The organism is Streptomyces sp. NPDC045846 (assembly GCF_056431605.1).
Map to the genome: position 1 here is coordinate 70126 of NZ_JBWKKJ010000013.1, position 21109 is coordinate 91234.

The following is a 21109-nucleotide window of genomic DNA, read 5'->3' on the forward strand; positions in this document are numbered from 1 at the left end:
GTTCTTCGTGGGAGAGGGATGCGGGCGCGGCGCCACGGGGTGTGCGGCGCGGGCCGCCCGGCCCGCGAACGGGCCGTCGTCAGGCCCCGGTCGGGCCGCTCGCCGGGTCGGCGGGCGCGCGGGACCGGTCGTACGGTTCGGGCAGCGCGGCGCGGACCGTCCTCACACGAGGATCCGCGCCGGTTCGGGCAGGGCGATGAGCTGGGGCACGCCCCGGCTCCAGGGGAAGCCGTGGTGCAGCTGGAGCACCGCGGGCGCCCCCGCGTCGACGATCACCGCGACGGCGGCCAGCACGTCGGGGGCGGGTTCCAGTTCCAGGAACCGCCACCGCTGGGCGCCCTCGGTGTCATTGTCGGGCGGCTGGAAGCCGAGCACTCCGCTGTCCTCGGCGAGTTCGAAGGCGAACGAGTCGAAGGGCAGGCCGAGTCCGAGGCCGCGGGCCTTGGAGTACGCCTCCTTGAGCGTCCACAGGCGCAGCACCCGCCGGTCGCGGGGGCGGCCGGGCGGGGCCTGGGCCACCCAGTGCTGTTCCTGCGGCGCGAAGGTGTCGACGATGGTGTTGAGCCCGCGCGCGCCGCGGTCCAGGCGTTCCACGTCCACGCCGATGCGGTGGTCGCGCACCATGCCGAGCAGGTTGTGCCCGTGGGTGTGGGACAGGTTGAAGTCCAGTTTGTGGCCGCCGCGCAGCATCCCTTCGGGGGGCCTGCGGAAGAACGGCCTGCCGCGGGTGGAGCGCCAGATCACGGCCTCCGACTCGGGCACGCCTGTTTCCAGGGCCAGCACGCGCCGCACCAGGACGTGCGCGATGACGTACTGGTGGCGGTCCTGCTCGAACAGGAACCGCTCGGCCAGTTCGCGCTCGGGCGCGTCAAGCCAGGCGCCGGCCAGGATCTTGGCGAACTCGGCGGCCAGTTCCTCGTTGGTGCAGAACCACAGCTTGACCGGCGCGGGGCGGCCCGGCTCGCCGGGTCCGGCCGGTCCGGACCCGTTCAGCAGCACGTTCGCGCTCATCCGCTCATCCGGTGGGCTCCATCGCCGCACCGACCTCCCCGGTGCTCCCGTTCGGGGCACCGGTGACGTGTGCACCGCCCAGCCACAGCGGGCGGCGCAGGAATACGGACGGGGGCAGCGGAACCACCATGGCGCCGGCGCCGGTGCGCTGTTCGAGGGCGGCCCAGTCGATGGGCAGCCCGGACAGCCACAGCCGGGTCAGCTGCTCCAGGCGGTTCCCGCGCCACAGCGCGGCCAGGTAGTCCCGGGTCTCGGGCACCTCGGCGAGGGCGTAGGGGTCCGCGGCACCGGACCGCAGGTCGGCGCTGCGGACGCGGCCGCCTCGCGCCGCGCCCGGATCGGCGGCGAACTCACCCAGCGCTGAACGGAGTTGGGGCAGATCACGGACGATCAGTGCCAGACGGCAGGGCAGTGCGGCGCGGCCCACGCGCAGGGCACGGGCCAGCTCGCCGAGTGCGGGCAGCGCGGCGGCTCCCTCTCCGCGTCCGCCGGAGGCGGCGGGGGCCAGCCAGTCGCCGAGCCGTGCGGCGAGGGCGGCCAGGTGGGCCGAGGTGGGCGCGGACAGCAGCACGAGCTCGTCGCGCGCGGCGGCCTTGCGGTCGTGTGCGGGGCGTGCGGCGCTCGCGCTCTCCGCCGGAGGCAGGAACTCCTCCAGTACGCCGGTGATGCCGGGCCCTTGGGCCGCGGCCAGTTCCACGACGGCGGTACGGGGCAGTTCGCGGCCCTGCTCGTCGCGCGGCCGCGGCCAGGCCACGGGCGCGGGCCGGGATCCGGTGGGTGCGAGCACTCCGGCGCGCAGCTGGAGCACCGCGGAGGTCAGTGCCGCGATCCCGGTGGCGGCCCCGGCGTCGCCGATGCGCCGCGAGGTCGTCTCGTGGGTCTCGCGGACGGCGGCGGCGCGGCCCGCCTCGACGGGCGCGGGGTGGGCGGGGCCGCCGACGGCGGTCGCGCGCAGGACGGCGTGCACCTGGTCGCCGTCGGCCAGGGCGCGTTCGAGCGGCTTGAGCACGATGGCGCCGACCCCTTCCCCGGCCTCGTCGCGGCCGCGCGAGGGGTGCAGCAGCAGTTCGACACCTCCGGCCACGGCGGCCGCACACTCCCCGCGCGCGAGGGCGCCGAGGGCGAGGTGCACGGCATCGAGGGCGGAGGTACCGGCGCTGTCGACGGCCTGGGCGGGGCCGTTGAGGCGCAGTCGTGCGGCGAGTCCGACGGCGAGGTCGCGGTGGCCGCTGTTGGGCATCTCGCGGTGGCCGCGGGCCCAGCCCTCGGCGGCGAGAAGGGAGTAGTCGGCGGCGCCGACTCCGGCGAACACGCCGACCGCACGCGGTGTGCCGTCGGGCGTGGTGAGGGAGTCGAGGCGGGGGCCGGTGCAGCCCGCGTCCTCCAGGGCCTCCCAGACGATCTCCTGGAACAGCCTGGCCTGGGGGTCCATCAGGGCCGCTTCGGCGGGGGTGAGCCCGAAGAACTCCGCGTCGAACTCGGCCACTTGGCCGAGGAAGTGTCCGCGCAGGCCGGGTTCGAGCGGCGATCCGCTCGGCCGGTCCTGGGGTCCGGAGCTGCGGGTGTCGCGGCCGTCGCGCAGGTTCTTCCAGTGGGTGAAGAGATCGGGTGCCAGGGGGTAGCGTCCGGCGATGCCCACGATCGCGTACCGCTCCGTGGCGGGCACGGCGTCGGCGCCGTCCGCCTCGTGCGGTTCGGTGACGGCGGGCGCGACCGGCTCGGGAGCGGGCCGCAGCGTCGGGCGGGGCTGTTCGGTCCGCGCCGGTTCGGGTGCCGTGACCACCGTCGGGGTCGCGGTCCGTTTGGGGGCGGTCGGTACGGAGTCGGCGACACCGGTGGACATCAGGGTCGTGAGGATCCGAACGGCTTGGCCCCGTTCGAGACTTCCCGCCTTGAAACGGGTGAGTACTTCTCGCTCGTCCATGAGATCCGATCGCATGTCCATGGGTTTCGCCGCTCAGTCCCTGCGCGACAGGAGGGTGAGCGCGTCGTCGATGGACAGCCATCCCGCGCGCACCGCGTCGAGCAGCGCGCCGATGCCGAGCGGCTCGGCGCCGGGCACGCGCACGCCCATCGCGGCGGGCATGACCTCGGGGACGTGGTGCGGCGGGTCGGACGCGACGACGTGCGCCGCGAGCGCCGTGAGGTCGGGGTGGTCGTACAGCGTTCCGGCGGGCTCGCGCAGTCCGTAGATGCGGTTGAGGGCGGCCACGAACTCCGAGGCGATGACGGAGTCGACGCCGAGCAGGGTGAAGGGGGTGTCGGTGTGGATGTCCCAGGGGTCGCAGCCCAGGATGCGGGCGAGCTCCTCGCGCAGCAGCTCGGCCACCGGCGCGATGTCGGCGCCGTTCACCGGGGACGCGGGAGTGTTCTGCGGCAGGGTGCGGGCGGGGCGTCCGGCGGCGGGCGCGCCGTGCGGGATCACCGTGCGCGACAGGTGGCGCGCGAGCGCCGTCGGGGTGGGGTGGTCGAGCATGACGTCGGCCCGGACGTCGGTGCCGTAGTGGCTGTTCAGTGCCGCGACGAACTGGACGCACAGCATGGAGTCGAGACCGAGCAGCCGGAAGGTCTCCTCCGGGTCGATCCGGTCCGGCGTGGTGCGCAGCACGTCGGCGAGGACCACCACGAGGCCGGTCAGCAGCCGGTCGTGCGCGGGGTCGGCGGGGGCCGGTGTGCGGGAGAACAGCATTTCTTCTTGCATGAGTCGACTCCAAGGGTTCCGTTCCGCAGGCCGATGGTGAGGTGGCGGTACGTCCCGTCGCGCGGGTGTCCGCCCGGCCACGCCGGTCCGTGTGAACTGAGTGAACTGTCCGTGTGATCCGCCCTGTTGGGGGGTGGGTGTGGTGCTGGTGCTCGTCACGGGTCCGGCCGCCTGGTCATGTCGGTCAGCCGACGGCGAGCAGTCGCGGGTCCCGGGTACTGGGGACGGTGTGGGGGGTGGGTTCGCCGGCCTGGAGCATGGTCTGTTGCAGTCGGCGCAGTCCGGCCGAGGGCTCAAGTCCCAGATCGCGTACGAGGGCCTGGCGCAGGCGCTGATACACCGCGAGCGCCTCGGTACGGCGTCCCGACCGGTACAGGGCCAGCATGAACTGGCCGTGCAGGGCCTCATGCGTGCGATACCGGCTCACCAGCACGGTCAGCTCACCCAGCAGCTCACGGTGACGCCCCAGCCGCAGATCAGCCTCGATCCGCTGATACAGCGCACACAACCGCGACTCCTCCAGCCGGCACACCTCCACCTCCAACTGCGCCCCCACCCGCACATCCGCCAGCGCCGAACCACTCCACAACGCCAGCGCCTCACGCAACCACCGCGCAGCCCCCGCGAAATCCTCCGCATCCATGGCCCGATACCCCATGCCCGCAAGCCGATCAAACTCACGCACATCACTCGAACCACCACCACCCCGCAGCACATACCCACCCGGAGCAGTCACCAGCACATCCTTCGCCGACACCACACCAGCCTCGGCGCTGGCTTCCGTGCCGGACTCCAGAGCCGCACCGATCAGCTCACGCAACTGCAACACATACGTCTGCAACGTCGTCCGAGCCGACCGCGGCGGACGCTCACCCCACAACTCCTCCACCAACAAACCAACCGGCACCACCCGATCCACATGCAACGCCAACAACGCCAAAACCTTCCGAGGCTTCGGCGCCGAAGGCATCACCGCAACACCATTCACCCTCACACCCAACGGACCCAGAACATCGATATCCACGCCGTATCCCCTCATCGTGTGTGCTGCCCGAAACGACGAGTCGGTCCGAGAGCTGCGGGTAGATCGGGTTCTCAACGAACGCTTCGAGTTGAAACAGGTTGGTCGGTTCGTCGAGAACAAACCATACTCGCTGTTTCAGAAGAATGCCATGCGAACCTCAAGCGGTCCTAGGGAGATTCAAGTGGCGGATGCCGGGGTGCAGATGGCCATCAATGCGGCGAAAATAGGGCAGAGTTCGGCGCCGAAGCGACAGACCGGACGCCCTGTTTACGTCCAGGGAGGGCTCATTCACTGATCCGTACCGGCTTCAGCGAGGCCGCAACTCCGATGAAAGGGCCGAGAAACCGGCAGTGCGGTCTGTCTTGGCCCTGCGTGGGCGGCGCGGGCCGCCATGCCCAGCGCGAGAAGCGGTTCGAGGCCCGGCGGGTCAAGTACGCGTGCCCGTGGCGGTGTTGGGCAACGCGGGGGCGAGGGACGGCCACCCGCTCAGGCCGGGAGGGTGAACACCGGCCGAGGGTCGTGGCGAAGGTCCCGGTACGTCAACGCGCCCGCACGCGTCGGGGGTGACGGCGGGCGGGCGCGGACAGAGAGAAGGATGTGTGCGGCGCACTCGGGGCAAGGGCGGCTTGGCGCACCCCTTGCCGGATCGAACTCAGAGGTCAGCCGGGGCGGTCTGCCACCGCCTCACGCGGCCTCCCCCTGGTGGCGGTCGTCCCGCTGGGTCTGGTGGGCGGCGTACTCCGCGACGAAGGCGGCGAGCCAGCGCACCCCGCCGTCCGATCCGACGGTGGCGACCGGCCCGCTCGGTCCGAGCCCCCGCGACAGCGTGTGGTGCGCCTTCAGCGCGGCGGCCACCAACTCGCCCGGCGGGCGGTGGGCGTGGTCCGCGTCGCCGCAGGCCATCGCCAGCGCTTCGGACCAGGCGCGCGAGACTATCTCGTCCTTGCGCAGGGGCGTTACCGCGTTCGGTTCGGGGTTCTGCATGGCTGCCTCCTCGGCATCTCACTGCTCTCGGACAGGTGCTTCCCTGGTGTCGGACCGTGCGTGGGGCGTGCGCCGGGCGGGACGGCGCCGGCCACCGACGGCCGACGCGAGCGTGCGGGCCAGGTCGTCCGGTCCGGCGCCGGTCGCGTCGAGGACGACGGCGAGCGGCCGGTGACCGTCCTCGGCGGCGAGGTGGGCGATGGCGCAGACGGCGACGCCGTCGCCCGAGAACCCGGCGAGTGCCAGTGCGCCGCCGGTGCGGACCCGGGAGCCGAGCGCGTCGTACGCGGCGCGCGCGCCGACCGCGGCCTGGGGTCCGCCCACCGGTACGGGACCGAGCAGGAGGAGTTCCTCGGGGCCCGGGTAGGCGTCGGCGAGCTGGTCGTAGGAGGCCCGTGAGATGCCGGGCGCCTGGAGCAGGCCGACGGTTCCGGCGTCCGGGTGGGCCGGGCGGCGCAGCACGACCGGCGGGACACGGCTCTCGTCGGGCTCGGTCCGCTCCGGAAGGACGGCGGCTCCCTCGCCCATGTGGGTCAGCAGCGTGAGGACCTCGCCGACGGTCGTGAACTGCCCGGCCTCGCGCGGGAGTTCACGCAGGAGCAGCGCGGCATGGGCGAGGAGGTCGGTGATCTCCGGCAGCCGCATCTGGTTGTACGAGGCGGTGAGGACCAGGCGGCCGACGCCGTCGTGGTGGGCGCTCAGCGTGACGGGGAAGGCGGTGCGGGCCCCCAGGGTCTGGGGCGGTTCCACCTCGATGCCGTACGTGGCGAGTTCGGCCTCCAGCTCGGCCAGGCCGTGGGGCTGCGCCTCGAAGGTGAGCAGGGTGTCGGCGGGCGGGCTCGGCGGGCGCGTCCAGGACGTGACCTGCCCGGCCGACACCCACTCGTAGGCGGCCTGGTCCAGGGAGCGGTCGCGCAGGGCGGCCAGCAGCTGGGGCACGGTGGCGTCCGGGTCGACGAGGACGGACTGCGGCAGCGGGCCGGCCAGGGCGCCGGGGGTGCGCTCCACCCCTTCGAAGAGGATGCCCCGGCTCGCGGCCGTGGTCGCGAAGCGCACCTGGGACGGTCCTTCGGCCCGGCCGGCGCGGTACAGCAGCAGGGCCCACACGGCTTGCAGGGCGGTGGATTCGCTGCTGCCCCAGACGGCGGCCCAGTCGGTGAGCCGCGCGGTCTCCGCCTCGGTCAGCCGGAGCCTGGAGCGGCCCTCGGCATGGCTGCCCGTCTCGGTGAAGAGCGGGGGCACGGGCTCGAAGTCGCCGGTGTCGGTGCTGGTGAAGAAGTCCCGGGCGGCCGCGGTGTCCTGGGTGGCGAGCCAGGCCACGTAGTCGGTCATGTCGGGCCGCCGCGCCCCGCCGGGCAGGTGCCCGTCAGCCAGGTAGGCGCGGTAGAACTCACGGAGCAGGAGCCGTACGGACCAGCTGTCGAGCAGGGCGTGGTGGTAGGTGAGCAGCACCCGGGCGGGCGCTCCGGACCTGCTCGCCGGACCGCCGCCGAGCAGGGTGATGCGCAGCGGGGCCGGGCGGCGCGGGTCGATGCCGCGACGCCGGTCGGCCGCGACGAGGGAGGGCCACTCCACGCTGCCGCGCGTCAGCAGCACGACTTCCGGCTCGGCCTGGTCGTGCACCACCAGGCCCGGCTCCGCCTGGTCGTCGAAGGCGGTGCGCAGCACGGACTCGTGGGCGCACACCGAGTGCCAGGCCGCGGTGAACCGGGCCACGTCGAGGGGACCGTGCCAGTCCCAGGCGGCCTGTTCGACCTGGCGGCCGAGGCCGGGGTGGGCGTCCGCGTCGGCCAGCAGTTCGCGCTGGCGTGGCGTCGCGGCCACATGGCGGGTCATGAAGGAGCCGCGGCCGCCGTGGGTGAGCAGGTCCGCGAGGGCGCCGAGGGGGAATGCGGTCGGCCCACCGTCCGCCCCGTTTTTGAAGCGCACGGTGTGGCGGCCGCGCCCCCGCCGCTGGAGGTCGGCCGTCCACGCGGGCGCGCCGGGGTGGCGCGCGGCGAGCGTGTCGAGCGCGGCCTCGACGCGGGTGGTCTCGATCGGACCGCGCAGCTCCAGTACGGGCGGCGCGCTGCGGCCGAGTTCCACGACGACGGTGAGCGGCTCGTCCTGCGGCAGACGTGCGAAGCGGCTAGTGGTCATCGGCAGTCCGGGGCACGCGCCGACGAAGCCCCCTCCCCTTCCTGAAGAAGCGCTGTTCAATCATGCAGAAGGCTCTCGACAAAGCCCTGACAATGCCCTGACATTTGACTCGACCGACCGGCGCGGCCGGGCCGAGCACTGCGGTTGCGGAGGTCTCGCGCGCCGGTCCGTCGGCGCAGCGGCCGCGTGGCCGCCCGGACCGTCGCGGCCTCCCCGCCGTCACGCCAGGTCGTCGCGGGTCACCCGGCGGTGGGCGGTGCGCCACTTGCCGCGCGTGCGGACCAGGGTGTCCTCCATGACGCACACGTACAGGACCTTGGAACTGCCGCCGCTCGGCGTGCAGTACACCAGGGCCGAGCAGCGGGTGCGCAGCGAGCCGTCCGCCTGGGGCTGGACGTCGAGCATGCCGACCCAGTGGTTGAGGCGGTTGCCGGCCCGGCGCTGGCGTGCGGCGCCGGACCGTACGTAGCGGGCCAGGCCGACGCGGGCACGCACCGGCTCGGGCAGCGAGGGCAGTTCGAGGACGGCGTCCTCGGTGAAGGTTCCGGCCCAGCGCTCGGAGTCGTGCGCGTCCAGGATCTGCATCTGGTGCGCGTAGAACTGCTGCACCTCGGCGTACAGAGCGGCGAACTTCTGGCTCTCAAGGGTGCGTTCGGGGGTGTCCACCAACTCGACGGTCATGATCTCGGTCTCCGCTTCCGTCCGTGCCTATGGGGTGGTGAGGGACGCCGAGGGGCCCCTGGCGCGCTCCGGGGATCCGAACTCGGTACAGGCAGTCTCTCGGGTGCGGATCGAGCTTCCTTCAAATACCCCTCAAGCGCCTGCGACGAAGGTGGAGGGCGTGGGGTCACGACGTCCCCCGGCCCGACGACCAGGAGGTGTGCTCAGCGGTGATGGATGCTCCGTACCCGGACCCTCCCGTCGACGGCCCGCCGCGGCGGGCCGCCTCTTGCCGTCGGCAAGCCGATTCGTCCCCGACCAGCCAGGGAGTCTGTGATGTTTGGTGAGCGTGTGCACCGTACGCGGCAGTCGGTCGAGGTGGCCGCGCCGGCCGGAGCGGTCTACGCCCTGCTCGCGGACGCCGAACGCAGGCCGCTGTACTGCCCGTCCGTGCTGCACGTCGAGCGTCTCGACTTCGAGGGGCCCCGGGAGCGGCTGCGCTCGTGGGAGAGCGCCGCGGGTGACATCCGGTCCTCGTTCACGGCGCGGGTGCGGCACGCGCACGAGCGGCGCATCGAGTTCTTCCAGCTCCGGCAGGAGTCACCGGTCGAGACGATGGGCGGGGAGTGGACCGTCGAGGAAGCCGAGGGCGGGCGCAGCGTGGTGACCGTGCGGCACGAGTTCACGGTCGTGGGTGACCATCCGGACGACGTGGCCCGGGTCGGCCACGTCATCGAAGACAACGCCCGCGCCGAGCTGGAGAGTCTGCGCCGCATCGCCGAGAGCCGGACCGGACTCGACGAGCTGGTGCTGTCGTTCGAGGACGCGGTGCGGGTGGACGGGCCGGGCGAGCTGGTCCACGACTTCCTGTACCGGGCCGCGGACTGGCCCGGTCTCCTGCCGCACGTACCGCGCCTCGACCTGACCGAGTCCTCGCCCGGGGTGCAGGTCCTGGACTACGACCTGCGGTCGGCCGACGGTTCGGTGAGCAGGGGGCAGTCGGTCCGGCTGTGCTTCCCGCACGCCGGGCGCATCGTCCACAAGCAGACGACGCCGGTGGCGCCGGCAGTGGCCGCGCACATCGGTGAATGGTCGGTGCTGCCGGACGAGCACGGGGTGCGCGTGGTCGCCCAGCACGTGGTGCTGCTGGACGAGGACGCGGTGGACGGACTGCCGTCCGGCATCGAGGAGGCCCGGCTCGCCCTGCGGGAGGACATCGGGCGGATGTCGCTGGCGACGCTCGAACTGGCCAAGCGGCACGCGGAGTCGGCGGTGCGGGCCCTGCCGCGGCGGCTCGCGCTCGCCGGGGGAACGCTGCCGTAGGCGCGAGGCCGCCGGGCAGGTGGCCGGGTACGGGTGTGGAGGTCAGGCGGCGTACAGGTCGAAGGTCGAGGCGCGCCGATCACCGGACATCACGTCGAGCGCGGGGTCGACGGTGAGCATCATCTGGTGCAGCCGCTGGAGCTGCGGCGAGGGCTCCACGCCGAGCTCGTCGATGAGCCGCTTGCGCAGTCTGCGGTACACGTCGAGCGCGGTCGCCTGCCGTCCGGAGCGGTAGAGGGCGAGCATCGCCTGGGAGTGCAGGCCCTCGTGCTGGGGATGACGGGCGATCAGATCCGTGAGCTCCGCTATGAGTTCGGCATGGCGGCCCAGGCGCAGATCGGCGTCGATGCGCCGCTCGACGGTGCCCAGGCGCGACTCCTTCAGCCGCATGATCTCGATCGAGAGGATCGACCCGGCCCGTACGTCGACCAGGGGCGGCCCGTTCCACATGTCGAGGGCGCCTCTGAGGAGCGCGGCGGCCTGGCCGTCCTCCCCCTCCTCGAAGGCCCGCTGCCCGCCCGCGACGAGCTGCTCGTAGCGGTGCAGGTCGACGGATTCGGCCGGGATCTGCAGAACGTACGCGCCGTGCCGGGTGGCCAGGATCTCCTTGGCGTTGGCCGGGCCGTCGGGGCCCATGGCGGTGCCGAGGTGGCGGCGCAGCTGGAGGACGTACGTCTGCAGCGTGGTCAGGGCGCTCTGCGGCATGTCGGCGCCCCACAGCTCTTCCATGAGCGTGGCCACCGGCACGATGCGTCCCGGATAGAACGCGAACAGGGCAAGGAGCTGACGCGGCTTGCTCGCGGTGGGCACGATCGAGACTCCGTTGACGGAGGCGCTCAACGGCCCCAGAACCTGAATCTCCACGGTTTCCTCTCGTACCCCATCGAGTGGCGGCCGTGCCTGTTGACCCATCGAGTGGCGGCCTTGGTCTTCGGCACGCTAGACCTGTTCCCGGCCACCGCCCCCGTTGCTGGATCCGTCCTCAAGTGGCCCTGTATGAGCGGCGGTTGGCGCTTCTGCGGCTCTGCTTGAGGATGCGTGCAGAGCGGTTCGAGGCCCGCTCGGGAAATCACCTGACCCATCCGGGCCCCGGTTAGGGTGCCAACTCCCTGCGCCCGTTCCGGGGACCTCTGGTCACCGGGCCGGACGCGAGAGTGTCTCGTCGATGGAGTCTCCATGCAGAAGGCCGAAGAGCTGGAGCTGCGCCTGTTCGTGTTCCACCACTCCGGTGGTTCGCATCTCATGTACCGCGACTGGCCGTCCTTCTTCCCGGCCGACTGGGACGTGCGGGTGCCGGACGCGCCGGGCCGCGGCCCGCGCGACCGCCGCCCCCCGATGCAGGACATGGGCGCGCTGATCGAGTACTTCCTGAACGAGCTGGACGACGAGCTGACCGGCCGCTTCGCCTTCTTCGGGCACAGCCTGGGCGGGGCCGTCGCCTACGAACTGACCCGCCGGCTCCTCGAAGCGGGCCGTACGCCGCCGGTGTGGCTCGGTGTCTCGGCCCGCGGCACCCTGCTCCCCGGCGGGGACGGCACCCGCCGTCACCTGCTGTCGGACCCGGAGCTGCGAAGGGAGCTGGTCGCCATGGGCGGCACGGCGTCCTCGGTCCTCGACCACCAGGAGCTGTGGGAGCTGTTCGCGCCGGCCATCCGCGGGGACCTGCGCATCAGCGAGACCTGGCGCACCGAGCCTCTCACCGAGCCGCTGCCGGTGCCCCTTTCGGCGTTCGGCGGCACTCAGGACCACGTGTCGCCGCCGCACCGCCTGGACGGCTGGGCGGACGCGTCCGAGCACTTCCTGGGTCTGCACCTCTACGAGGGCGGTCACTTCTACTTCCAGGACCGGCTTGCCGAGGTCACCGCGCGCATCCAGTCCGATGTGCGCCGCGCCCTGGTGCTGGCCCGGGAGCCGTCCGCGGTGGCGCGGTGACCGTGCTCGACCTCGCCGCGCCGGCCCCCGTACGCGGCGAGGTCACCGAGTTCCGGCTGCTCGGCCCGGTGTTCGTGCACGACGGCACGACCGGGGCGGGCATCGCGCCCTCCGGGCCCAAGCAGCGGGCGCTGCTGGCCATGCTGGTGCTGCACGCCGGGGAACTCCTGTCGGTGGACCGCCTGGTGGAAGAGCTGTGGGGCGACCGGCCCCCGTCCAACGCGGCGAACGCGCTGCAGGCCCACGTCGCCCGGCTGCGCCGGCTGCTGCCCTCGCCGGGGCACAGCTGGATCAGCACGCTGCCCACGGGCTACCTGCTGACTCTTGGCCACGCCTCGACCGACGTGGCCCGCTTCGCGCTGCTGTCCGGGCGGGGCAGGGCCGCTGTGCCGGAGGACCCCCGGTACGCGATGCGTCTCCTGGGCGACGCCCTGGCCCTGTGGCAGGGCCCGGCTCTGCAGGACAGCCGCCAGGGTCCCGTCTGCGCGGCGGAGGCGGACCGGCTCGAGGAGCAGCGTCTGACCACGCTGGAGGCCCTGTACGAGGCGAGTCTGAGCTGCGGCAAGGACGCCGAGATCGTCTGTGACCTGGAGCGGCTCACCGCCGACCATCCGCTGCGCGAGCGGTTCTACGATCTGCTGATGGTCGCCCTGTACCGGGGCGGACGGCAGGCGGAGGCGCTCGGCGTCTACGAGCGTGCGCGCCGCCATCTGGTCACCACGCTCGGCATCGAGCCGGGGCCCGCCCTGCGTTCGCGCATGGAGGCGATCCTCAACCACTCCCCCACGCTGGCCGCGTCGCGTCCGCGCCCACTGGATCTGACGACGGAGATCGAGCAGCTCCAGGCCCGCATCGAGCAACTGGTCTGGGACCAGGAGGACTTGCTGCGCCGCATCCAGGAGGAGCACGAGGGCCGGTGATGCCGGTTCTGCCCGGCGGACGGTTCAGAGCGGGCCCGGGTTCACATGCCGGTGTGCCGACCCACCGCGTGCGTGCCGTCGTTCCGGTGCGCGGTGACTCACACACGCCAAAACGCCCCGCCCCGCCCGAAGCCGGCCTCGGCTTCGGATGTGGGAGGGGCGCAGACGGTAGGTGTACCTCGGCCGCGGACGCGGCCGTCAGGCGACTCGGACGAGTCGATCCCGTGACCCGCCACTGACGGTTTCGGACCGCGTGGTGTGGGGGGTGGGTTCGCTGGCCTGGAGCATGGTCTGCTGGAGCCGGCGCAGTCCGGCCGAGGGCTCAAGTCCCAGATCGCGTACGAGGGCCTGGCGCAGGCGCTGATACACCGCGAGCGCCTCGGTACGGCGTCCCGACCGGTACAGGGCCAGCATGAACTGGCCGTGCAGGGCCTCATGCGTGCGATACCGGCTCACCAGCACCGTCAGCTCACCCAGCAGCTCACGGTGACGCCCCAGCCGCAGATCAGCCTCGATCCGCTGATACAGCGCACACAACCGCGACTCCTCCAGCCGGCACACCTCCACCTCCAACTGCGCCCCCACCCGCACATCCGCCAGCGCCGAACCACTCCACAACGCCAGCGCCTCACGCAACCACCGCGCAGCCCCCGCGAAATCCTCCGCATCCATGGCCCGATACCCCATGCCCGCAAGCCGATCAAACTCACGCACATCACTCGAACCACCACCACCCCGCAGCACATACCCACCCGGAGCAGTCACCAGCACATCCTTCGCCGACACCACACCAGCATCGGAACCCGAATCCGTGCCGGACTCCAGAGCCGCACCAATCAGCTCACGCAACTGCAACACATACGTCTGCAACGTCGTCCGAGCCGACCGCGGCGGACGCTCACCCCACAACTCCTCCACCAACAAACCAACCGGCACCACCCGATCCACATGCAACGCCAACAACGCCAAAACCTTCCGAGGCTTCGGCGCCGAAGGCATCACCGCAACACCATTCACCCTCACACCCAACGGACCCAGAACATCGATATCCACGCCGCTTCCCCCTCATCGTGTGTGGCCAGTTTCGAGCGCTCACCCAGTAAAAAACCAGCAGTCCGGTTTGTCAATACCAGACCACGTCCGCTGTTTCTGAAGTTCACCTCGTGCGGGTCAGTCAAGGAGACTTGAGCCGGAGGCGCCAGGAGTGCGGGCCCCGCAGGGCCTGCACCCGATATCGCGGGGGTTGTTGCGCGGGGCCGCGACCGCCGCCCAACAGACCTTCAAGCGGGCGAGCGAACCAGTAAGCCCATGCGAAACAGCTTGACCAGTCTGTTTGTGGCGCTCGCCGCCGCCCTGAGGTGTCCGACGGGCGGCCGAAACACCGAGTGCCCCGCCGGATCTGGTCCGGCGGGGCACTCGGTGCACCGGTCGCGAGGTACCGGACCGGTGGGCTTGCTGGGTGGTGTCGAAGGGGCCGGCCAAGGAGGTCCGACGTTCCCGGTGGGACTCCCCCGGATTCAGGGTGTTCTGGCCCCGGATCCGGAGGCCACCAGGGATGCGAGGCGGGAAGGCTCCGCGAGCCGCGGCAGGATCAGCTGCCAGAAGCGGGTGAGCGGGGCGTGCGAGAGCCACCACTCGTCCTGCCGGCCGAGGGTCTCCAGGCCCGCGGTGACCGCCACCACGGCCGTGGCGGCGTCCTGCGCGGTGTTCTCCGGCGCGAGGGCGCCCTCCCGGGCGGCCAGCGCCAGAGAATCCTCCACCCACGCCTGCCACTTGCCGCGCAGGCCCGCGCCCGCACGTACGTGCTCCAGGCTGTCGTTGAGGCCGAACCCGGCCCGCAGGACGACATCGTGGTCGAGGGCCTGGACGAGGACGTGGGTGACGTCGATCAGCGTCTGCAACGCGCTGTCGGCCCGTTGCCCGGTGATGCTCTCCAGCCGCTGCGCCGCGGCCTGGCCGACCGCGTCGGCCAGGGCCGCCTTGCTGGTGAAGTGGAAGTGCAGTGCGCCGCTGCTCACCCCCGCCCGGGCGCTGATGGTGGACAGCGAGGCCACTTCGTAGCCTTCACGGTCGAACAGCGCGGCAGCGGATTCGATCAGGGCGGTGCGCGTGCGTACCGCGCGATCCTGTTTGGCCATCAGAGGGCTCCGGTGGTGCAGAGGGACGGGCATCGGGTGTGAACTTCGCCGGTGAAACCGTCTGAGCGCGCTCTCTCGTTGGGGATGTCTTTGTCATCATTTGAGCACACACGGCGGCTTCCCTGACCGTGTCATCGGACGCCCCATGTAAGCCCCACAATAACAAACCGCGACGGCGGTTTCCAGCGCTGAGCTCAAGAAGCCTCCAGCGCCGCTCAAGCCCGGGGTGGCCCAACGCAGAGAGCTCCGCCGCCCGGAGGGCTGCGGAGCTCTCTGCGGCCGGATGCCGGGCCGCGCGGTGGTGGAAGGGTCAGTCGGCGGGCCGGAGAATCACGGGCAGGGATCCGTAGCCGTTGACTATGAAGGACGGCATCGGGGCGATGCTCTCCAGCGGCACGGCCAGGGCGAGGTCCGGGTAGCGCTCGAAGAGGCCCTGCAGCGCGACGGTGGTCTCCAGGCGGGCCATCGGGGCGCCGAGGCAGCGGTGTACGCCGTGCCCGAAGGCGAGGTCCTCACCGCGGTGGCGCAGCACGTCGAACTCCTTGAGGTCCTCGCCGTGCTGCTCGGGGTCCTCGACGGCGGCCGAGAAGGAGATGACGATCGCGTCCCCCTTCTTGATGGTGACGCCGTCCAGGTCGATGTCGTCCACCGCGAACCTGAGCGGCGAGAACGCCGTGGGGCTGTGCGTGCGCAGGGTCTCGTTCATGACGTCCGACCAGTCCGCGAGGCCCGCCCGTACGTGCTCCAGCTGCTCGGGACGGACACACAGCGCGCCGACGGCGTTGGTGATGACGGCGGAGGTCGTCTCCTGGCCGGCGGCGATCATCAGGTAGAGGGTGCCCAGGAGTTCGTCCTCGGTGAGCGCGTCGCCGTTGTCCCGGGCCTCGATCAGCGCGGAGGTGAGGTCGTCGCCCGGCCGGACCCGCTTCTCCGCCACCAGCTCGCCCAGCATGGAGAAGGCCCGCACCTGCGCGGCAGCCATCTCCTCGGCCGACACCACGGTGTCGAAGACCACTTCGAGGGTGGAGCACAGGGGTTGCCTGAGCTCCTCGGCGACGCCGAAGAGCTCGCAGATGACCTGCATCGGAAGGAGCTTGGCGAACGCTTCGCGCAGGTCGATGGTCTCCCCGGCCGGCACGTCCTCCAGGGCGTCGAGAAGGCGGGCCGTGGCCTCCTCGACCCGGCCGCGGAGCGCCTCGGTGCGGCGCATGGTGAAGGCCCCGGACACCAGCCGGCGCAGCCGCGCGTGGCTCTCTCCGTAGGCGAACAGCATGTTCTCGTTCGCGACCCACGGGTAGAGCGGCCACTCCTGCGTGATGTGCCCCTCGATGAAGGCGGGCCAGTGACGGCGGGCGTCCTTGGACACCCGCGCATCGAGCAGGAGTTGCTTGGCATAGCGGTGCCGGGTGACGGCCCAGGCCGTCACCCCGCCGGGGAGCAGCACCTCGACGGCCGGCCCCTGTCCGCGCAGTGTCGCGGCCTCACCGGCGAGGTCGCTTCCCGTCACGTCCAGCGCGTAGGGGCAGACGGCTTGCTTCATTCGTGTCTCCGCTCGGTGAGTGCCGCGTTTTCACGCTTTCGCGTTCCCAAAAACCTGCGCGCAGAGAGCACCGCCCCCCGGCGTACTGCTGGGACGACCGGCTCAGCCGGCCAACTCCAGCTCCGCGTCGTGCCGTTCCCTCAGCGCCGTCTCGTAGATCTCTTGTCCCCGGCTCGCGGAGAAGTCGAGGCGGACGAGGACGGCGGGCACCGCGATGGACGGCATCACGAGGCGGTAGAGGTCGACGACCCGCTGTGCCATGTCCGTGCGGTCGGTCATGATCCTCGACAGCACCTGGATGCCGGTGAAGGAACCGACCATGAACTTCGCCACCCGGGGCACGTCCGTGTCCGGGATGATCTCGCCGTTCTCCTTGGCCGCCTGGAAGAGCTCGGTGTTGTGGTCGATCCACGCCGCCATCGGCACCCGCCGGTCCAGGCCGTCCTTGGGCGATCCCTGGTCCACGGTGAGGCGGATGCTGCCCTGGATGATCGGATCGCCGGAGTCCCGCGCGAGCAGGTGCGTGAGGAGCAGCGCCTCGTCGAGGGACTGCTGGAGCTTCAACTCCCGTTCCGGGACCACCGGCAGGGCGATGACCTGCTCCGCCAGGACCGCCTGGGCCAGCTCGTCCTTCGAGGTGAAGTGGAAGTAGAGCGCTCCCTTGGTCATGCCGGACTTCTTCAGGATGTCGGCGATGGTGGCCGCTTCAAACCCGACCTCGTCGAACACCTCTGCTGCCGCTACGAGAATCTTCTTCCGCGTACGGATGGCTCGTTCCTGCTGCGCCACAACCCACCTCCATGCCAGCCCCCGACGGACAAGAAATAAACCAAAGGGTTCGTATTCTAGCACCGACGGCTCTGTACGACGAGTAGGTATCGAACGATCCCATACCGGCTCCAGAGTCCTGTTTTCGCCCGCGCTTCGGGGGACGCCTCAAAGAATAAAACCAGGTTGCTGGTTTTTCAAGCCATGGCGTCGGGCATCCCATGACGGGGTTTGACGCCTGCGGTTGCCCGACATCGGCCCCTCATGCCCGGAATGCGTCACTCCGGTATGGTTCTCTGTCGCTCCTGAAGCACTCGAGCACCACCCGACCTTTCCCCGAAAGGGCTTGTAAACAAAACCGGTTGGTACGTATCTTCATGGCTGAGATTCCCACCTACCGGGTCCCTCATCAACGGGGAGAGGTCCATGACCTTGCTGACGTTCCAGAAGGACACCTTCATCGAAGCAGAGATGGAGGGGACCGTTGGTAGCAACGGTCCGCGCAGCCGTTTCGCGTTCGGACCGTCGGCCATGGCCGCCGGTGAACTCGCGCACCTGCTTTTCGACAGGCAGGAGCGGGACCGTATCCACGAGAACTGGCGCACCCTCATCAGTGGCCGAAACTTTACCTACCGGCCCGGGCTGACGCCCGACGAGCGGGCGGCACTCTCCTACGAGCGGCTGCGGCTGGTGAACGAGGCCGTGGGCGACGCCGCGGAACTGGCCAACGACCCCTACCGGCTGGCCAGTCTGCACGAGTGGACCGGCCCGGTGGACGGGGGTCTGTGCACGGTGGCCAGCATCCACTACAACCTCTTCCTCGGCAGCCTCCTCGACCACGACGTCGAAGGCCGCGACCTCTCCGCCTTCACCTCGATGCAGCGCACCGGCACCTTCCTGTGCACGGAGCTCGAACACGGCAACGACGTGGCCTCGATGGAGACGACGGCGGTGCTCGACCGCACGACCAACGGCTTCGTCCTGGACACGCCCACGCCGGGCGCGCGCAAGTTCATGCCGAACACGAGCACCATCGGCGGCCCCAAGAGCGCCGTGGTGGCGGCCCGGTTGATGATCGACGGCCGCGACCACGGAGTCTTCCTCTTCCTGACCCCGCTGAGCGACGAGAACGGGCACCTGCCCGGAGTGCAGGTGCAGCCGCTGCCGCAGCGGACCGGCACCCCCGTCGACCACAGCCTCACCGCGTTCGACCACGTCTGGCTGCCGCGCGAGGCCCTCCTGGAGGCCGAGCACGGACGGCTGGACGCCGGCGGGGAGTTGAGCAGCAACCTGGGCAACCGCCGCAGACGCCTGCTCCGTTCCATCAGCCGCGTCACCATGGGCAAGCTCTGCATGAGCGCCGGCACACTGGGGATGTCCCGCACCGCGCTCGCCATCGCGGTGCGCTACGCCCACAACCGGTTCATCGCCGGGACCAGGCCCGGCGAGCGGGTGGCGCTGGCCGCCCACCGCAGCCACCACGGCCGCCTGCTGAACAAGCTGGCGCTTGCGTACGCCATGACCTTCCTGCACCGCACCACGGTGGCCCGCTGGGCCGAGCACACCGACGAGGACCGGACCGAGGTCGAGCGTCTGGTGGCCATCGCCAAGGGCTGGATCACCTGGCAGGCCCGGGGCATCACGACCGAGTGCCGGGAGCGGTGCGGCGCCCAGGGGCTCTTCCCCGCCAACGGCCTGGCCGACCTGCCCCTGAACATCGAGGGCGGGATCACGGCCGAGGGCGACAACCTCGTCATCTGGGTCAAGGCGGCCGCCGAGATGGTGCTCGGCCACGAGGTCGACCGCCGCAGCGCCGGGCGTCTCCCGGCTGCCGAACAGGATGTGACGGACCTGCACTTCCTGCGCGGTCTGCTCGCCGAGATGGAGGCCGTGTGGCAGGACCGGGCGCGCGTCGCGCTGCGGGAGGGCCCCTCCGGCGACCCGCTGGCCCGGTGGAACGAGACCTCCCCCGCCGCCCTGGAGATGGTCTCCGTCCACGCCCGGCTCCAGGCCGCCGACGCCTTCATCGCGGCCGCCGCCCAGGCCACGGACCCCTCGGTCCGAGACCTGCTGGAGAGCCTGTGCCGGCTCTTCCTCCTCGGGCAGATCAGTGAGTACACCGGCGACCTGCTCGCCGACGGCCACATGACGTGCGACCAGGTGCGTGAGCTGCCCCGGACCGTCAACGCCGTCATCGCCGAGCTCGCCCCGCACATGATGACCCTGGTCGACGCCTTCGACGTTCCGGCCGAGATGCTGGCCTCCGTGCCCATCGCCAGCGGCGGTTACATCGACCAGTGCCTCGACACGGAGCCCGCCGCTGCGGCCCCGCTCCCCGTCTGATCGCTCCCCTCCCCACTTCGAACCGTCTCGACGGTTTATCCGGCGTACGGGTACGCGGTCCCGTAACACTGCCCTGAGCGCCCACGAAACCGACGACCACGTCAAGCGGCGCTGGTAGCAGCCCTGTTGCCCGGACGTACGGCCTCCGTACCGGGCGCGGGCGGGCGAGCACGTACGCACCCTCTCGCCGTCGCCGACGGGCGACCGGCTGCCCGGGCAGCCGGTCGCCCGCCCGGGCGGCCGCATGTCCGGCCTGTGGCCAGCGGCATGTGCCAACTGCGCGCGAACCGGGCGGTGTCGCGTCGATACTGGGCGGGTACCGCAGGACGGAACTCGCGCGTCGCGCCGGCTCGCGCGACCGTCCCCACCACCAGCGAACCCACCTCGGAGTGAGCATGACCAAGCAGCAGGGCCGGGCGGCGCGGACGCGGGCCGTCCTCGTGGAGGCCGCGGCCGCGCACTTCGACCTGGAGGGGTACGAGGGGACCTCGCTCGCCAAGGTCTGCAGGACCGCGGGCATTTCGCTCGGCGCCCTCACCTTCCACTTCCCGACCAAGGGGGAGCTGGCCGACGCCGTGATGGAGGAGGGCCGCGCGCTGACACAGGCGGCGCTCCTGGAGGTCTCGGCCCGGCCCGGGTCCGCGCTCGGGAAGGTCGTGGAGCTGACGCTGGAACTGACCCGCCTCCTGGAGGAGCAGACTCCGGTGCGCTGCGCGGTGCGGCTGACGAGGGAGCGGCCGGGCACCGGTGGCTGGTCGGACATCTGGCTCCCGGTCGTCAAGCAGCTGCTCGACCAGGCGTACAGCAACGGGCAGTTGCGGGGCGGGGCGAGGCCCGCGGAGGTCATGACGCTGGTGGAGTACCTGACCGCGGGGGCCGAGGCTTTCCTGCGCGGCCGCCCGGACGCCGCGGTGGCCGCGGGGAGCGGGGTCGCCCAGCTCGAAAGCGTCTGGCGTCTCGCCCTGTCGGGCGTGGGCATCCCGGAAGAGCCCGGCCGCCTTCCCGGCACCGACGAATCCTCTGCCTCAACCCCCTTGTCGGAAGCGGTTGGTGAGGGTTCGTCATGACGTAAGCGCCTGTTCATCCCCGAGGGGCGGGTCCGTTCGCGGCACTCGTCGGCCGTCGGTGGGTGATCTCTCCCTGATATGTCCCAGGAGAACGCCCCCGTCACTCGACAAACAGACCGGTCACCCTTTATTTTACTCGGGACGGTGTGCCACGGGTGATCGGCGGCCACGAGGGAGCGGGTGCCCGACGCCGCACAGCCAGCCTCTGCGTGCCGGCAGGCCGCGGAGAACACTTCGCACGCCCCGGGGGAAAAGGCATGCACAGCACCGAGGGACGACGCCCACACGCGTCACCGCAGGGTTCGCCGCCCACAACGGCCCCCCACAGGACGCGCCCAGGCCACTGCCCGCACACGCTTCCCTGAGCGGGCGACGAGCGAAGCCGAACGGGCTCCGCCGTCCTCATCGGGCTCCCGTCTTCGTCATCGCCCGGCGGTTCTCCTCGTATCGGCGTGCACGTCGGCGTGCCGCGCCCACGGGCCCGGCACCGGTCGCGCGGGCCATCGGAAAGGCGGCGCCGGAACGCGCGTCGGCCTCCATCGACTTTGACGAGGTCAAG

17 protein-coding genes are annotated in these 21109 nt (G+C 71.3%); 5 read left to right on the top strand and 12 right to left on the bottom strand.

The features are described 5' to 3' along the window. Positions 1–162 precede the first annotated feature (162 nt). The 7 genes from AC07F3_RS31855 to AC07F3_RS31885 form a co-directional block, all read right to left on the bottom strand. Positions 163–1011, bottom strand: a complete 849-nt coding sequence (locus AC07F3_RS31855) for a 4'-phosphopantetheinyl transferase family protein (protein ID WP_479117898.1) — start codon at positions 1009–1011, stop codon at positions 163–165. Between the two features lie 4 nt (positions 1012–1015). Beyond that, positions 1016–2950 carry a beta-ketoacyl [acyl carrier protein] synthase domain-containing protein gene (locus AC07F3_RS31860; protein ID WP_479117900.1) on the bottom strand — a complete coding sequence of 645 codons (1935 nt, stop codon included), beginning with the start codon at positions 2948–2950 and terminating at the stop codon, positions 1016–1018. 18 nt (positions 2951–2968) lie between these two features. Next, positions 2969–3712, bottom strand: coding sequence for an acyl carrier protein (locus AC07F3_RS31865; protein ID WP_479117902.1), 744 nt, complete (start codon positions 3710–3712; stop codon positions 2969–2971). A gap of 184 nt (positions 3713–3896) precedes the next feature. Further along, on the bottom strand, positions 3897–4736 hold the full coding sequence (locus tag AC07F3_RS31870; RefSeq protein ID WP_479117903.1) for an AfsR/SARP family transcriptional regulator: 840 nt from the start codon (positions 4734–4736) through the stop codon (positions 3897–3899). A gap of 684 nt (positions 4737–5420) precedes the next feature. Then, on the bottom strand, positions 5421–5720 hold the full coding sequence (locus AC07F3_RS31875; RefSeq protein ID WP_479117905.1) for a hypothetical protein: 300 nt from the start codon (positions 5718–5720) through the stop codon (positions 5421–5423). Positions 5721–5738: 18 nt separating this feature from the next. Further along, positions 5739–7859, bottom strand: coding sequence for a condensation domain-containing protein (locus tag AC07F3_RS31880; RefSeq protein WP_479117906.1), 2121 nt, complete (start codon positions 7857–7859; stop codon positions 5739–5741). A 219-nt stretch (positions 7860–8078) separates the two neighbouring features. Then, positions 8079–8540 carry a nuclear transport factor 2 family protein gene (locus AC07F3_RS31885; protein WP_479117908.1) on the bottom strand — a complete coding sequence of 154 codons (462 nt, stop codon included), beginning with the start codon at positions 8538–8540 and terminating at the stop codon, positions 8079–8081. Between the two features lie 315 nt (positions 8541–8855). Between AC07F3_RS31885 and AC07F3_RS31890 the strand changes: the two genes are divergently transcribed. After that, complete coding sequence (locus AC07F3_RS31890) at positions 8856–9842, top strand: aromatase/cyclase (RefSeq protein WP_479117910.1); 987 nt, start codon at positions 8856–8858, stop codon at positions 9840–9842. Between the two features lie 42 nt (positions 9843–9884). Here AC07F3_RS31890 and AC07F3_RS31895 read toward each other — a convergent pair whose 3' ends face one another. Further along, a complete protein-coding gene (locus AC07F3_RS31895) occupies positions 9885–10706 on the bottom strand; it encodes an AfsR/SARP family transcriptional regulator (RefSeq protein WP_479117912.1) in 822 nt (273 codons plus the stop codon). Between the two features lie 312 nt (positions 10707–11018). Here AC07F3_RS31895 and AC07F3_RS31900 point away from each other — a divergent pair, with 312 nt between their 5' ends. Then, positions 11019–11774 carry a thioesterase II family protein gene (locus AC07F3_RS31900; protein ID WP_479117914.1) on the top strand — a complete coding sequence of 252 codons (756 nt, stop codon included), beginning with the start codon at positions 11019–11021 and terminating at the stop codon, positions 11772–11774. Continuing rightward, positions 11771–12694: an AfsR/SARP family transcriptional regulator gene (locus tag AC07F3_RS31905; RefSeq protein WP_479117915.1), complete on the top strand. Its 924-nt coding sequence runs from the start codon at positions 11771–11773 to the stop codon at positions 12692–12694. The genes AC07F3_RS31900 and AC07F3_RS31905 overlap by 4 nt, the downstream gene beginning before the upstream one ends. 198 nt (positions 12695–12892) lie before the next feature. On the opposite strand, the gene AC07F3_RS31910 is transcribed toward AC07F3_RS31905, so the two are convergent. From AC07F3_RS31910 to AC07F3_RS31925, 4 genes are all read right to left on the bottom strand, one after another. Next, positions 12893–13747 carry an AfsR/SARP family transcriptional regulator gene (locus AC07F3_RS31910; RefSeq protein ID WP_479117916.1) on the bottom strand — a complete coding sequence of 285 codons (855 nt, stop codon included), beginning with the start codon at positions 13745–13747 and terminating at the stop codon, positions 12893–12895. 464 nt (positions 13748–14211) lie between these two features. Beyond that, positions 14212–14832 (bottom strand): ScbR family autoregulator-binding transcription factor, encoded by a 621-nt coding sequence (locus AC07F3_RS31915; RefSeq protein ID WP_479117917.1) that lies wholly within the window; start codon positions 14830–14832, stop codon positions 14212–14214. 310 nt (positions 14833–15142) lie between these two features. Continuing rightward, positions 15143–16372 carry a cytochrome P450 family protein gene (locus AC07F3_RS31920; protein ID WP_479117919.1) on the bottom strand — a complete coding sequence of 410 codons (1230 nt, stop codon included), beginning with the start codon at positions 16370–16372 and terminating at the stop codon, positions 15143–15145. Between the two features lie 102 nt (positions 16373–16474). Continuing rightward, on the bottom strand, positions 16475–17161 hold the full coding sequence (locus AC07F3_RS31925; RefSeq protein WP_479117921.1) for a ScbR family autoregulator-binding transcription factor: 687 nt from the start codon (positions 17159–17161) through the stop codon (positions 16475–16477). A gap of 405 nt (positions 17162–17566) precedes the next feature. On the opposite strand from AC07F3_RS31925, the gene AC07F3_RS31930 reads away from it, so the two are divergent. Both AC07F3_RS31930 and AC07F3_RS31935 read left to right on the top strand, forming a co-directional pair. Then, the gene (locus AC07F3_RS31930) at positions 17567–19483 is read left to right on the top strand and encodes an acyl-CoA dehydrogenase (protein ID WP_479117923.1); all 1917 of its coding nucleotides are present in this window, start codon (positions 17567–17569) and stop codon (positions 19481–19483) included. A 395-nt stretch (positions 19484–19878) separates the two neighbouring features. Continuing rightward, positions 19879–20550 carry a TetR family transcriptional regulator gene (locus AC07F3_RS31935; RefSeq protein WP_479117925.1) on the top strand — a complete coding sequence of 224 codons (672 nt, stop codon included), beginning with the start codon at positions 19879–19881 and terminating at the stop codon, positions 20548–20550. The last annotated feature ends 559 nt before the right edge of the window (positions 20551–21109 follow it).

What these genes read in the sequence shown, in the direction of transcription:
- AC07F3_RS31865 (WP_479117902.1), bottom strand. Translation starts at nt 3,712, where the DNA reads ATGCAAGAAGAAATGCTGTTCTCCCGCACACCGGCCCCCGCCGACCCC.
- AC07F3_RS31860 (WP_479117900.1), bottom strand. Translation starts at nt 2,950, where the DNA reads ATGCGATCGGATCTCATGGACGAGCGAGAAGTACTCACCCGTTTCAAG.
- AC07F3_RS31915 (WP_479117917.1), bottom strand. Translation starts at nt 14,832, where the DNA reads ATGGCCAAACAGGATCGCGCGGTACGCACGCGCACCGCCCTGATCGAA.
- AC07F3_RS31930 (WP_479117923.1), top strand. Translation starts at nt 17,567, where the DNA reads ATGACCTTGCTGACGTTCCAGAAGGACACCTTCATCGAAGCAGAGATG.
- AC07F3_RS31880 (WP_479117906.1), bottom strand. Translation starts at nt 7,859, where the DNA reads ATGACCACTAGCCGCTTCGCACGTCTGCCGCAGGACGAGCCGCTCACC.
- AC07F3_RS31935 (WP_479117925.1), top strand. Translation starts at nt 19,879, where the DNA reads ATGACCAAGCAGCAGGGCCGGGCGGCGCGGACGCGGGCCGTCCTCGTG.
- AC07F3_RS31885 (WP_479117908.1), bottom strand. Translation starts at nt 8,540, where the DNA reads ATGACCGTCGAGTTGGTGGACACCCCCGAACGCACCCTTGAGAGCCAG.
- AC07F3_RS31920 (WP_479117919.1), bottom strand. Translation starts at nt 16,372, where the DNA reads ATGAAGCAAGCCGTCTGCCCCTACGCGCTGGACGTGACGGGAAGCGAC.
- AC07F3_RS31875 (WP_479117905.1), bottom strand. Translation starts at nt 5,720, where the DNA reads ATGCAGAACCCCGAACCGAACGCGGTAACGCCCCTGCGCAAGGACGAG.
- AC07F3_RS31890 (WP_479117910.1), top strand. Translation starts at nt 8,856, where the DNA reads ATGTTTGGTGAGCGTGTGCACCGTACGCGGCAGTCGGTCGAGGTGGCC.
- AC07F3_RS31855 (WP_479117898.1), bottom strand. Translation starts at nt 1,011, where the DNA reads ATGAGCGCGAACGTGCTGCTGAACGGGTCCGGACCGGCCGGACCCGGC.
- AC07F3_RS31900 (WP_479117914.1), top strand. Translation starts at nt 11,019, where the DNA reads ATGCAGAAGGCCGAAGAGCTGGAGCTGCGCCTGTTCGTGTTCCACCAC.